The organism is Streptomyces sp. NPDC001750 (genome assembly GCF_042892615.1).
Lineage (GTDB): Bacteria > Actinomycetota > Actinomycetes > Streptomycetales > Streptomycetaceae > Streptomyces.
In genome coordinates, this window is record NZ_JBIAUE010000034.1 from 12,817 (window position 1) to 24,916 (window position 12,100).

The window sequence follows — 12,100 nt, forward strand, 5'->3', positions numbered from 1 at the left end:
CCGAATTCGTCAGCGGGGCTCCTTCAGCGCGGCTGCCCCTTCCTCGCACGTGGTTCCGGCAGCACATTGGCTGCGCCGCACCCTGAACGGGATCCCGCCACGCGGCCCGCCGCGAGGCGCAGCGGAAGCGGCGGCGCCGGGCGGGGCGAGGCGGTGGTGGCCGGCGGTGAAGTGCGGTCAGGTCGCGAAGGTGGGCACGGCGGACTCCTCCGGGCAGCACGGCGAAGTCCCCGACTGCTGCCGGGGGCTGAGGGACGGTCGGGTAGGGGACCAGCGGTGCTGTTGGGTGTCGACGGGGCGGTGGGGGGGCGGGCGGAGAGCGTTGCCACTTCGCGTATCCGGCCGGCATCCGGACCAGCCCCACCGAAACGGCGAGGCCAAGGTCTGTCCCGTAATCCCCGGTGGAAATCAGCGCGCGGTGTCGGATGCGGTGCATCGCAAGGAGGAGGGGCGCCCGCAAACCGGGTGTGTTCGGGCGTTCCGACAACGCGGCCAGGTGCCGCAGCTGCCGTCGTGCGCCAGCCAGGGATTACGGAACGGCCCTGAGGCACTCCACGTCAGTCGACAGTCACTCCATGACAGTCCCCAAGGTCACCACTACCTGCTGTACCACCGAGGCCAATTCCTCCATGAGAGATCAACCCGACTGCCGACCAGCCCTGCCACAACGCCGCCCACTCACATACATGGCGGCCCCGGTCCCGGCTGACGACTTCGGCCTCATCGTCGCCTTGCCGCAGATGGACGTGGCGTTCCTGCTGATCCGGCTCGGGTGCGAGTTCGGCATCCGGGATACGCCGGAGCGCGTACGGAATGCGTGCCAGTTCGGCGGGCGGCTCAACCGCGCTGAGCGCGGATGAGGTCGCGGTACCACGCGAAGGACGCCTTCGGGGTGCGGACCTGGGTGTCGTGGTCGACGTAGACGAGACCGAAGCGTTGGTGGAAGCCCTCGGCCCATTCGAAGTTGTCCATCAGGGTCCAGGTGAAGTAGCCGCGCACGTCCACGCCCTGGGCCACGGCGTCGTCGACGGCCTGGAGGTGGGTGGCCAAGTAGTCGATGCGGTCGAGGTCGGGAACGGTGCCGTCCGAGGTGATGACGTCCTCGACCGAGCAGCCGTTCTCGGTGATGTAGACCGGCGGGAGTGCCGGGTAGCGCTCCTTGAGGCCGACGAGCAGTTCCCGTAGACCGTCGGGGACGACGGGCCAGTCGAAGGCGGTGCGGCGGTAGCCCTCGATGGGGGCCTCTGCGAACGGCAGCCCCTCGGACGTCGGCGCCTGGATCCGGGTCGGGTTGTAGTAGTTGATGCCGAGCGCGTCCAGCGGGGCCGAGATCAGTTCGAGATCGCCGTCCCGGACGGAGCCGCCGAGGGTGGTGTCCGCGCCGAAGGCCGACAGGTCGGGGTAGGTGCCCGTGAGGATCGGGTCGTTGAACAGGCGGTTGTGCAGGTTGTCATAGGCCCGCGCGGCGGCGCGGTCGGCGGGAGCGTCGGAGGCGGGCCAGACCGGGGTGCAGTTGTTGGCGATCATCACCTGGAGGCCGCGTGCCCGCAGCTCTCTCAGAGCCAGGCCGTGGCCGAGCAGCTGGTGGTGGGCGACCGGCAGGCAGTCCAGGAACAGGGTGCGGCCCGGCGCGTGGGTGCCGAGGCCGTAGCCCCAGACCATGTGGATGAACGGCTCGTTGAGTGTGATCCACTTCTGGACGCGGTCGCCCAGCTTGTCGGCCATGATGGCGGCGTACTCGGCGAAGCGATGCGTGGTGTCGCGGTTCAGCCAGCCGCCGCCGTCCTCGAGGCCCTGTGGGAGGTCCCAGTGGAACAGGGTCGGGACAGGTTCGACGCCGCGTGCGAGCAGGCCGTCGACCAGCCGGTCATAGAAGTCCAGGCCCCGGGGACTGACCCCACCTTTACCGGTCGGCCGGATCCGGGGCCAGGCGATGGAGAAGCGATAGCCGGTGAGGCCCGCCTCGGCCATCAGCGCGAGGTCCTCCTCGTACCGGTGGTAGTGGTCGCAGGCCACGTCACCGGTGTGCCCGTCGCGGACCGCACCGGGGCGGGCGGTGAAGGTGTCCCATACCGACGGTCCGCGGCCGTCCTCCTTGGTGGCGCCCTCGATCTGATAAGACGCCGTCGAGGCGCCCCAGATGAAGTCCGCGGGCAGATGGTCCAGTGTCACGCCCAACCTCCTGAAACATGAGTAGTGCTCATGTTAATCCGTCCTCTGGGATGATGGAAGCGTGAATCAAGATCGCACCGCAGGGACGCTGCGCCGGCTGCCGGTCCAGAAGCGCAGCGCCGAACGCTTCGAACGGCTGCTGGACGCCTGCGCCGAACTCCTGGACGAGGTCGGCTATGCCGCGCTGACCACCAAGGAGGTGGCCCGCAGAGCCGAGGTGCCCATCGGCACCCTCTACCAGTTCTTCTCCGACAGGGAGGGGCTGATCGGCGCGCTCGCCGCCCGCAATCTGGAGACCTTCTTGGAGCGGGTCGCGGCCAGGCTTGAGCACGAGAAGCCCGGTGACATCTCGGGCGTCGTGGATGTGACCGTCGACGAGTTCGTCGCCATGCGCCGGACGATCACCGGTTTCGGCGTGGTCGACTTCGGCGCGGCGGGACAGGACCACATCTTGGAGCCGGTCCTGGACAACAACACCGCGGTCGCCGAACGGCTGCGCGCACTGACCGCCACCCTGACCGGGGCCCAGGGCGACGCCGAACTTGAGATCGCTGCGCGGGTGGCCCTGGAGTGCGCGGACAGCGTGCTGAAACTGGCCTTCCGTACCGATCCGCAGGGCGATTCCCAGCTGATCGCCGAGTGTAAACGAGTTCTCAACAGCTATCTGAACGATCGAATCCGGCCCCCTGGCGACTAACGACCTCGTCCACGATTGGCAGTGGAGGAAGGAGCGGTGTCTGGGGCCTTCTAATCCAAGGCGGAGGAGGGAGTCGACGCGGAGCGTCGGGGACTGACGACAACGCCGGAGGCGGAGGTCCCAGACGCCGCGACGCCGCTGCCAATCGTGGACGAGGTCGTAAGGGCTGTCCCGAGCTGTCCCGCGATCCCCGGCAGGCGCACGACGCCGGCTACGGCATCTCGCCGCATGGTCGGAACGCCCGGCGGCCTCGTCCCGGTGGCGGGCGTCGGTGTGTCGAGCCCTTCAGTCGGGTACGGGCGGCCGTGCGGGCCGGCGCGGACGGCTGGAACCGGAAGACGACGACCTCATCCTCGGTGGGGTATCGCACGGCGTGGTGCTCCAAGCGGTACTGGATGCCGCCGTGCACCACGGGCCGGATCCGCTTGTACTGCTCGACCAGCATCCGGGACCACGCCAGCTCCTCCTCGCTCCAGTTCCGCAGGTCGCCGATGCCCATCGCCCCGGTCATCGAGACGTGGAAGCGGTACCGGACCGAGGTCGGGCGGGCCGTGAAGCTGTTCGGGCTGTCGGTGACCCAGGCACCCATGGTCCGGGCGGGCAGCGGTGGCAGTGTCCGTGCTGGATCGCGACCCGGTCCGCGGCGTCGATGTCGGACGTCCAGACCTGGTCCGCGTAGGCCAGTACGCCGAGGTCGGCCCGACTGCCGCCGCCCGCGCACGACTCCACGTACAGGCCGGGACACGCGGCGCGCGGCTGGTCCATCACCTCGTAGGCGCCTCGCGTATGCCCGATCCAGACCGGGTCAGGATCGGCCGCCCCAGGCTGCCCTGCCTCACTGAAGGGCCGGTTCATGTCCCATGTGAGGAAGACGACGTCCAGCTCGGTGACGGTCCTTACCAGCCATTCGACCGCCCATTCGCGGACGTCGCGGCGGGCGAAGTCGAGCACGTGCTGGCTGCGACGCTGCGTGCGGGTACGGCCGTCCTGGCAGAGGTTCCAGTCAGGGTGCGCACGGAAGACGTCGCTGTCGGGGTTGACCGCCTCGGGCTCGACCCACAGGCCGAATCCCGTGCCCAGCGCGCGCACATGGTCGGCGAGCGGGCCCAGGCCGTCCGGGAAGCGGTCGGGGTTGGGCCACCACTCGCCGAGCCCGGCCATGTCGCTGGTGCGGGTACCGAACCAGGCGTCGTCCACGACGAAGACCTCGACGAAGACCTCGACGCCGAGCCCCGCAGCCAGCTCGGTCTGCTGCTGCTCGGTGATGTCGAACTCGGTCGCCTCCCACGAGTTGAAGATCAGTGGGCGTTCGGCCGGCCCGGCAGGCAGCACCTGGCCTTCGACGTAGGCGTGTCAGCGGCGGTTGGGCCGCCGAAGCCGTGCGTGATTCCCTGCGCTCTGGGCGGGCGCGGGCGGCGAACGCGCCGGGAAGCCGACCGGGGCCGGCCGGATCGGGAGAGCCGATCCGGCCGGCCCCAGTCTCCTGGGCGCTGCCGCACTGGTGCCGTCAATCGCTGTAGACGCCGACCTCTCGGAGCGAGTAGCCCCACTGGGTGCCGCGCTCCAGCCCTTGGATCCGTACATGGCGCGCGCGAGTTCCGGCGAACCGCGCCGTGTCCAGGCCGCCGTCACCGGTGGCCGTGGACCACACCGTCTTCCAGTTCGTGCCGTCTTCCGACAGCTCGACACGGTACGACTTCGCGTACGCCGCCTCCCAGTCGAGCGTGACGCGCTTGACCGCGTTCGTGGATCCGAGGTCGATCCGCAGCCACTGGTCGTCGTTCCACTCGCTGGCCCAGCGGGTGCCCGTGTCGCCGTCCACGGCCCGGCCGGGCGCGAAGCTGACGAACGGGTTCCACCACTCCGACGAGGACGCCGAGGCTGCCGCGCCCGAGGCCAGGTTCCCCCCGGACTTGTGCTTCTCGGAGTTTCCCCAGGTACGGAGGTAGGACTCGGCCCCCGCGAAGAGGTCGTCCACGACCTCCTGGCCGCCGACGATCCGGATGTCCTCGATCCAGTCCGGGACCATGCCGTAGTGCGTGGCGCCAGTGGTGTTGAAGTCCCATGTGCGCTCGCCGGTGGTCTGCTTGTCGATCAACGAGCCGCCGTCCGTGCTGCGGAAGGGGTATTTCACCGGGTTCGGGGTGTCCCCGCCCCGTGGGGCCGGCCAGCCGCCGACACCGTTCATGTCGGTGCCGTAGCCGTAGCCGACGCCGTACTTCTCGCGCAGTGCGTCCGTGCGTCTGGCCTCCGCACTGAACGCCTCGGAGCCACTCATGTACTGGCCTGCGAATCCGCCGAGCTTGTAGAGCCGCTCGGTCCAGCCCATGTCCATCCAGCTGTGCGAGGAGATGACGCCCGGGTACGACTCGGATTCCAGGATGTCCAAGGCCCGACCCGCGGCCTTGACACTCATGTGGTCGATCTCCAGCATCATGTTGCGTTTCATCATGCCGCGCACCGCGTACTCACCCAGGTCGGTCAGTCCACGGGTGTTGCACTGCGCGTCCGAGGCATACGTGGGGACGGACACCCCCGCCGGCAGCCGCTTCTCCGCCTCGGGCGCCTTCGCGTTGCCGATGGGGTTGTCGTGCTGCGGGCCGCGGCAGGTCTCCGTCTGCCAGAAGGTGCCGGTCGACAGGAACTGGCCCGCGTTGATGGCCGTACCGAGGGCGCCGGAGTCGTAGCGCACCCCGCACAGGGCGTTGTCGAACTTGTGGCACAGGAACATGCTGCGCACGCCCAATTCATACAGCTCGTCCAGGCCGCGGTCGATGTCCTCCTTGCCGCACTGCGCGACGTCCAGGATCTGCTTGCAGCCGAACGGCTCGGAAGTCTCGACCCCCAGGACGACGGCCAGCTTGCCCTGCTCGACGACCTCGCGGGCCTGCGTGCTGTCGGTGACGATCCGGAACCAGCCCTTGCCCGGGCCGCCGTACATCTTGTCGATGAAGGCCTGCATGTCGTAGGACTTCTGCGCCTCGAGACGGATGGCGGTCATCTCGTCGCAGCCGCGGTCCTTGAAGAAGTAGACCGAGCAGATCACGCCGTTGGTGACCAGGTCGTTGACCAGCACCCGCTGGCCACCGCGCCACGCCCGCTCGATCCAGGCGTAGTAGTTCTGCTGGTGGGTCAGCGAGTCGTGGGCGGGCCAGTCCTTGAACGTGGGCCACCCGTTCGGATCGTGCTTGCCGTCGCCGCCCTTGGTGATGAAGTCGAAGACGGCGAGCGTACCGTCCGGGTAGTGCTCGGGGCAGTCCTTGAGCGCGTCGGCGACGCCCTGCTCCGAAAACGGCTTGCCGCAGATCAGCCGGCCGCCGAAGCCCTCGTTGGACATGATGTGGTCGTGGACGTCGACGAAGCCCCTGACCCGCCCCTGGGCATCGGTGCCCTTGAAGGGTTCGCCCGTGACGTTGATCTGCGAGTCGGGCGCGGGCCGCGCGGCCGGATTCCACCAGCCGGGCTCCGCCGCGGAGCTGGGTATCGGACCGAGTGCCAGGGACATCGCGGTGAGGAGCAGTAACACCACCGTGAGGGATCTGAGTCTGTGGCGCGGAGGTTGAACCGTGGGCATCACATGAATCCTTAAATGTGAGTTGGGCTCATGTTCCGCTCATACGTTAGGCACCCGAGCCCGCAACGCCAACCCCTCGGCAAGGGCTGTCGCCGGGAAACGGGGAGACCTCACCGCAGACAGCCGCTGTCGCGTCGGCGTCACAGCGGAACCAGCACGGTCAGGCGAACGTGCGCTCCACGTCCCGGCGTTGGGCACCCAGGCCGGAGCCGCGCACGGTGCCGTGGCGGGCGAGGAGCGGCTTCACACCGAGAGCCCAGAACCATGTGGCGTTCCTCGACCGGTGGCCCAACGTGCGGGGGAAGGTGCTCGTCGCGCCGAAGGCGCACATCGAGCACGTGGTCCGCGACCTGGACGAAGTGGCCTGCCTTCGTCTCATACAGGTCGTCCGCGAGCTCGCCCTGGCCGTCGAGGGCGTCTGCGGATCCGAGCGCACGTACCTGTACTCCCTCACCGTGCTGTATGACGCCGTCCAGGCATGGCAGGCCCGCCTCGCCTCTGCTCCCGCGGTCGACGAACTGGTCGCCTTCGGCTACGACGGCACCGCGTTCGTGGACATGGCGGAGCTGCGGAGCAGGAAGCGCGGCAGTGGTTACGCAGGCAAGTTCGTAGTCACCCGCTGTCACAGCTTTCCTGACTGAACTGTCTGAATCCGTTCGACCGCTCTCCGGATCAGGTCGGACAGGACAGCACTGTCCTTTTCCGAATACGCCTGGGCCCACAGTCGAAGGACGACGTTCCCGACGCGGGTCGTCGCGACGGCGTCCCCTTCAGTGCGCGACCACTTGTGCCAGACAGCCGCACTCTCATCACCGAGGCGGGGAACGGCCAGTGATGTGGCAGGACCGAATCCGCGTTCCTCGGCCAGCCGCGGCGCGGCCTGGCGGAAGACGGACGCGGCTGCGTCAGCCGACGGGCAGGCATAGACAGTGAAGGTGGACACCCGTTCCATTCCTTCGGATGTCCACTGCTCGAACGTGACGCCGTCAGGCCGGCAGCCCTCAGGTCGGTCCTCCGGATCGAAGACGTCATCATCGAACAGGTACCAGCCCTTGGGCATGCTGTCCTCGGTCGGCAGCGCCCGGTCGGTGTCCTCGGCGGAGAGCATCTGTGATCCGGGCAGACTGCCGGAACCCTGATCAGCCGTGGACCGTCGTTCCGCCGGCTGTGACGAGCCCCGGTCGGGACTGTCAGCAATCACGAGACGCCACCCGCCATACACGGCGAGCGCGATCAGCGCACAGGTCAGCAGCACGAGTGCGGCGATCAGGATCCGTGCACCAGGGGTGTTGTTGATGGTGAGCGGCCCGACCGATATGTGACTCCGGGACACACGGCTTCCCGTGATGACGACCGACTCGCGGTTGTCGACCCGTGAGCTGGAGAAGTGCACCAGCAGTTCTCGTCGTAGCGCAGGATCGCCTTCCAACTCCTCGCGCAGGACGTCCCGCGCTTCCTCCTGCGCGGCCGTATCGCCGACGTCCGCATCGAGCGCGCTGAGCGCCGCCCGACCGCGTGAGCTTCCACCCAGGCGAGCGCGGACGGTCTCGGCAAGAGCCGATCCTCCGCTCTCTCCGAGCGCCGCCGCTGTTCCTGACACCAGATCGCCAACGGCAGCAGCCGCCAACTGCGAAACGTCCATGTGCTCCCCCTCGAACATCGCCCTTGGGCGTACATCATCGTGAGGCCGCCTCAGACCGTCACGCCTTTCACAACTTCCGCTTCGGTGTACCGGATGGGGGAGGCGCCCATTCCTCAGCAGCCCCAGCGGCAGGCCCGGTTTTTGGGTGGCCTCGGCCGTGCGGTACTGCCGGCCGTGAGCCTGCTCCCGTCCTGGTCGGGGCGCTACCCGGGTGGGCGCGCCGGCGGGTGGCTCTCAGTACTGCGGCACGTTCTGCGCCAGGCGGACGACTTCGTCGGCGACGGTTGCCAGGGGGAGCCGGCCGTCCACGACCGTGGCTCCGATCTGCCGCATCCTGGCCTGGAATCCAGGAGCCCAGTCGGTTAGCGCCTTTTGGGCGTCGCCGGAACGGCCCCAGTCGATGTCGCGGGTGGGCTCGTCCAGCCGTCGGCGCATCGTGGAAACGTCGATCTCCAGCAGGATCACCAGGTCGAACCAGGGGACGAACTCCTCGATGTTCTCGGTGTTGCCGCAGACGAACAGCGTGTCGGTGGCGTCGGCCAGGAGAGCGTGGAGTCTGTCGGGGTCCCAGTGCCAGAAGTGGCTCACCCGCCACCGCCCGGCCGGCTCGTATGGGCACTCGGCGGGATTACCGGCGCCGTCCACCCACCGGGCCAGTACCTCGTCGGCGTCGACCGCGTGCAGGCCCCGCCTGCCCAGCTCGGCCGCCAGCGAGGACTTCCCGGCGCCGGACACTCCGAGGACCGCAACGGCCGGCCCGCGCGTCGCTGGTCTGTCAGCCTCCGGCCGAAGGCCACCGGTCTCCTTCCGCATACCTGCCTTCTTCCTCCCGGCGGTGCGCGGCGTGGGATGCCGCCGCCCACGGGGTCTACGGCGCCTTCATCGTTCCCGGCCGGGCCGTGCCGGAGGCGGCGGCCCGTGGAAGGGCACTCCACCGGGTGAGCGGTGTACTCCTTGCCCGGCAGGTGCGCTCGCAGCACCCGGTGGCGCTGGTACAGGCGGACGGGCGATTCCGCCCCAGGCGGTGAGCGCAACGGCAGCGGCACCGAACGCGCGGGCCCCGGACCAGGCCGAGCGCTCTTCGCCGGCCAGGGAGACGGCCAGATTCCGGGCGGCGCCGCTGGGGCCGGCCGCCATCTCAGCCACCAGCCGTCCCGCCGACGGCTGCGAACGGCGGCGGGACCCGCCGCGGGCCGCCCGCTTGACGGAGGAGGCCGGCACCGGCGGTGCCGGCGGGCGAGAGCTCGAAGCGCCGACCGCAGCCGACGCAGCGGCCACCTCGTCCTACGGCGTGCCCGGGCGGGAGGTTGCTCAACGGACCGGAGCCGTCTTCAGTCGGCTGCCGGGGTCATTGGGTGCGGTAGGCGTCGATGATGGTCTGGTCGAGGGTGTTGCCGTGGACATCGGTCAGCTCCGCCCGCAGGGAGACGCCGGTACCCGACGCCGGGTTCTGGATTGTGGCAGCGCCGCGGTCGACCGGGACCCGGGTCCATGAGGCGCCGCCGTCGGTGGACACCGAGACCGTCAGCGAGCGGGTGCGGCCGTCCGCAGCAGCGCCCTGCACGGCGACTGGGACCCGAAGCTGACTCCTGGCCGCCGCGGTACCGGTCGGGCTGAGCTCGGGCGAGAAGCGTACGACGCTCACCGGCACCGGGGCCGGGCCGGCCGTCGTGCCGGAGGTGAAGGTCCACGACGCGGTCACGTGGGTGGTGGCTCCGGTCGCGCCCCTGCGGTTCACCGTGCTCGTCATGCGGTACGACGCCTGCGCCGGGGGCACGGTGAACTCGGCGCGTCCGGGCATGCCGGACTGGGTGTCGGCCAGTACGCCGTTGCGGTGCAGCGTGGTGTAGGCCGTGTCGTACGACGGTGACGACGGCACGTGGCCGTCCCCGTCGGCGAGCAGCGGGATGTTCGCGGTGATCGTGTCGCCGTCGCGTTCGACGGCGGGACGATCGGTGAGTGCGGGGCCGAAGACCGCGTTGTCAAAAGTCTGCGTGGTCGTGGTCCCGGCCCGCACGGCGACGCGGTTGGCGAAGTAGCGGTTCGGTGCCGCACCGGCGGCACTGGGGGCCGTGAAGCCGATGTCCCAGGTACCGCGCTGGGGTGTGACGAGGAAGGTGGTGGTACTGGGGGCCGCCATGGTCTGCGAGGCACCGACGGTCGGTCCGACAGTCGGCTGCAGATCGAAGAACGCGGTGCCTGTGGCGCCTGGCCGGGCCGCGCCACGGATCTGCAGGGTGGCCAGCTCCTGCGCGGAATACTGCCGGGTGAGTCCTGTCAGGGCGCGGGTGCCGGTGAAGGTCTGGCCGAGCGCGTAGCCGACGGTGTCTGTCTTCCAGTAGGCGTCGAACCACTGCTTCACCGACCCGGCTTCGGCCTCGGGGCCCATGTGGCCCACGCGCAGATTCGGCGCGGAGTTGATGATGTTGGCCATCCGCGTGGCACCGTCGTGCCTGACCTCGACGAACATCCCGCTGTGCAGGAAGTTCGCTGAGCTGTCGGGGGGTCGTACGTCGACGGGGGCGGTGGTCCGCGCGTCGACGGTGACGGTGGTGTCGTGGTCGAGGTCGAGGCGTGGCTGGACGACCCAGTCCGTGCCGTCCGTCTCCTTACCGGTGGTCAGGGAGCTGTCCAGCATGTACCGGCCCTTGGGCAACCGCATGGTGGTGGTGCCGGAGGCGTCGTACGGCCGGAGCGACTCGTCGGCGCCGGCTCCGGAGATTCCGGTGACGTTGGTGGTGTACTTCCCTGTCGCGTGACCGGTGCGGTCCAGGTGCTTGATCGTGAGGGTGTACGTCTGCGGCTCTGTGGCGAAGGCCGCGCTGCCCCAGGCAGGCGTCGTGCTGCCGATCAGGGCGACGGCGACGGCCAGGGTCCGGAGGACGTTCCGGCGTGGTACGGAAGGAGTGGTCATGCCCTGTACTGCTCGGTCCGGCACCGGAGTTCCCGTGAGCTGGGACACATCCCGGTCCGCGCCCGTCGACGCTGGGACAACTGCCGCGACCGGGAGGCCTTCCACGGTGTGGGCTGCAGCGGGTTGGCGGGGGAGCGGTGGCCGGAGAAGATTGCGCAGCTCGGCACCGGGGACGGCTCGGCCCGCAAGCACATGCGAACGCGCCACGTGTCGCCCACAGCACCTCGCCGCAGGGCGTCCCCCAGTGCGTGCAAGGCGCACCCGGCGTACCCGGACCCGGACAGAAACGGCGGAACGGTCAGCCCGATCGAGCCGGCCCTCTCAGGCCGGCCCAGCCATCCGGAGCTCCGGGAACCACTGGAGGAGTGCACGGGCCGCGCCCCCTGCCTACAGCGCTGGTCACGACACAGGGACGTCGTCCGGCGGGGCGGGGCTCGCCCACGACCGGACCTGCCTACCGTACGGAGAGTGCATCATCTGCCCGGGAGGTTCCGCGCCCCGCAAGCATCCGAAGAGTTTCGCTCTCAATCGGCCAGTGCGGGGACCGGCGTAGGCCAGCGGCTCCCGGGCCATCTGACGGGTGGGGACCAGCCGCGCGCCGCGGGGACTGAGCCCGTACCCGGACCAACCGTCCCGTGTGCGGAGCGCCAGTACGAGGCGTGCATAAAGCCTTGCTCACCTGCGGAGTCGGGACCACCACGGCGGACCCGCCTCAAAGCCCGCACCACCATCGCCACACCACATAGAAGGGTGCGCCGCGGCCTGCTCCGGCGACCGGACCGAGGTTCAGGCGTGATCCACGAGCTGGGATTGGGAAAAGCCCACCTCGCGCGCACAGTGTGCGCAGCAGAAGAACTGCCCGTCGGCCTGCATACCGTGGCCGAGGATGCGGCACTGGCAGTTGACACAGGTCGGGGCGATCTTCTGGGCGGCGCATTCGATGCTGTCGAAGACGTGGACCGCTCCTCCCGCGGCACGCACCTCGAACGCCAGCTCGTAGTCGTTGTGGCAGACCTCGCACACGGCCATGGACGGTATCCCTTACTGCCGGAATGGATGAGCTGGGGCACCTGCACGTTCGCTCGCCGGCGAAGGCGCGGT

At 69.4% G+C, this 12,100-nt stretch carries 9 protein-coding genes and 1 pseudogene; 3 read left to right on the top strand and 7 right to left on the bottom strand.

Annotation, left to right across the window (positions count from 1 at the left end):
• The first annotated feature begins 686 nt into the window (after window positions 1–686).
• On the top strand, window positions 687–860 hold the full coding sequence (locus tag ACFYY6_RS33230; RefSeq protein WP_351522740.1) for a hypothetical protein: 174 nt from the start codon (window positions 687–689) through the stop codon (window positions 858–860).
• Here ACFYY6_RS33230 and ACFYY6_RS33235 read toward each other — a convergent pair.
• On the bottom strand, window positions 838–2,172 hold the full coding sequence (locus ACFYY6_RS33235) for a GH1 family beta-glucosidase (RefSeq protein ID WP_389197069.1): 1,335 nt from the start codon (window positions 2,170–2,172) through the stop codon (window positions 838–840). The two genes, ACFYY6_RS33230 and ACFYY6_RS33235, sit on opposite strands and share 23 nt — an antisense overlap.
• A 61-nt stretch (window positions 2,173–2,233) precedes the next feature.
• Here ACFYY6_RS33235 and ACFYY6_RS33240 point away from each other — a divergent pair, with 61 nt between their 5' ends.
• The gene (locus ACFYY6_RS33240) at window positions 2,234–2,869 is read left to right on the top strand and encodes a TetR/AcrR family transcriptional regulator (RefSeq protein WP_351522736.1); all 636 of its coding nucleotides are present in this window, start codon (window positions 2,234–2,236) and stop codon (window positions 2,867–2,869) included.
• A 211-nt stretch (window positions 2,870–3,080) separates the two neighbouring features.
• Here ACFYY6_RS33240 and ACFYY6_RS33245 read toward each other — a convergent pair.
• Window positions 3,081–4,201 (bottom strand): annotated as a pseudogene (locus tag ACFYY6_RS33245) (glycoside hydrolase family 36 protein).
• Between the two features lie 175 nt (window positions 4,202–4,376).
• On the bottom strand, window positions 4,377–6,443 hold the full coding sequence (locus ACFYY6_RS33250) for a discoidin domain-containing protein (RefSeq protein ID WP_351633203.1): 2,067 nt from the start codon (window positions 6,441–6,443) through the stop codon (window positions 4,377–4,379).
• Between the two features lie 218 nt (window positions 6,444–6,661).
• Between ACFYY6_RS33250 and ACFYY6_RS33255 the strand changes: the two genes are divergently transcribed.
• Window positions 6,662–7,084 carry an HIT domain-containing protein gene (locus ACFYY6_RS33255; RefSeq protein WP_351522732.1) on the top strand — a complete coding sequence of 141 codons (423 nt, stop codon included), beginning with the start codon at window positions 6,662–6,664 and terminating at the stop codon, window positions 7,082–7,084.
• Here the strand turns inward: ACFYY6_RS33255 and ACFYY6_RS33260 are convergent.
• The 4 genes from ACFYY6_RS33260 to ACFYY6_RS33275 form a co-directional block, all read right to left on the bottom strand.
• The gene (locus ACFYY6_RS33260; protein WP_389197071.1) at window positions 7,066–8,085 is read right to left on the bottom strand and encodes a hypothetical protein; all 1,020 of its coding nucleotides are present in this window, start codon (window positions 8,083–8,085) and stop codon (window positions 7,066–7,068) included. The genes ACFYY6_RS33255 and ACFYY6_RS33260 overlap by 19 nt on opposite strands.
• Before the next feature lie 234 nt (window positions 8,086–8,319).
• Window positions 8,320–8,820, bottom strand: coding sequence for a hypothetical protein (locus tag ACFYY6_RS33265; protein WP_389197073.1), 501 nt, complete (start codon window positions 8,818–8,820; stop codon window positions 8,320–8,322).
• A gap of 613 nt (window positions 8,821–9,433) precedes the next feature.
• Window positions 9,434–10,999 carry a serine protease gene (locus ACFYY6_RS33270; protein ID WP_389197075.1) on the bottom strand — a complete coding sequence of 522 codons (1,566 nt, stop codon included), beginning with the start codon at window positions 10,997–10,999 and terminating at the stop codon, window positions 9,434–9,436.
• 786 nt (window positions 11,000–11,785) lie between these two features.
• On the bottom strand, window positions 11,786–12,028 hold the full coding sequence (locus ACFYY6_RS33275) for a hypothetical protein (protein ID WP_351522725.1): 243 nt from the start codon (window positions 12,026–12,028) through the stop codon (window positions 11,786–11,788).
• Between the last annotated feature and the right edge of the window lie 72 nt (window positions 12,029–12,100).

Coding starts and splice junctions, on each gene's coding strand:
- ACFYY6_RS33230 (WP_351522740.1), top strand. CDS start 687: ATGGCGGCCCCGGTCCCGGCTGACGACTTCGGCCTCATCGTCGCCTTG.
- ACFYY6_RS33250 (WP_351633203.1), bottom strand. CDS start 6,443: ATGCCCACGGTTCAACCTCCGCGCCACAGACTCAGATCCCTCACGGTG.
- ACFYY6_RS33260 (WP_389197071.1), bottom strand. CDS start 8,085: ATGGACGTTTCGCAGTTGGCGGCTGCTGCCGTTGGCGATCTGGTGTCA.
- ACFYY6_RS33270 (WP_389197075.1), bottom strand. CDS start 10,999: ATGACCACTCCTTCCGTACCACGCCGGAACGTCCTCCGGACCCTGGCC.
- ACFYY6_RS33275 (WP_351522725.1), bottom strand. CDS start 12,028: ATGGCCGTGTGCGAGGTCTGCCACAACGACTACGAGCTGGCGTTCGAG.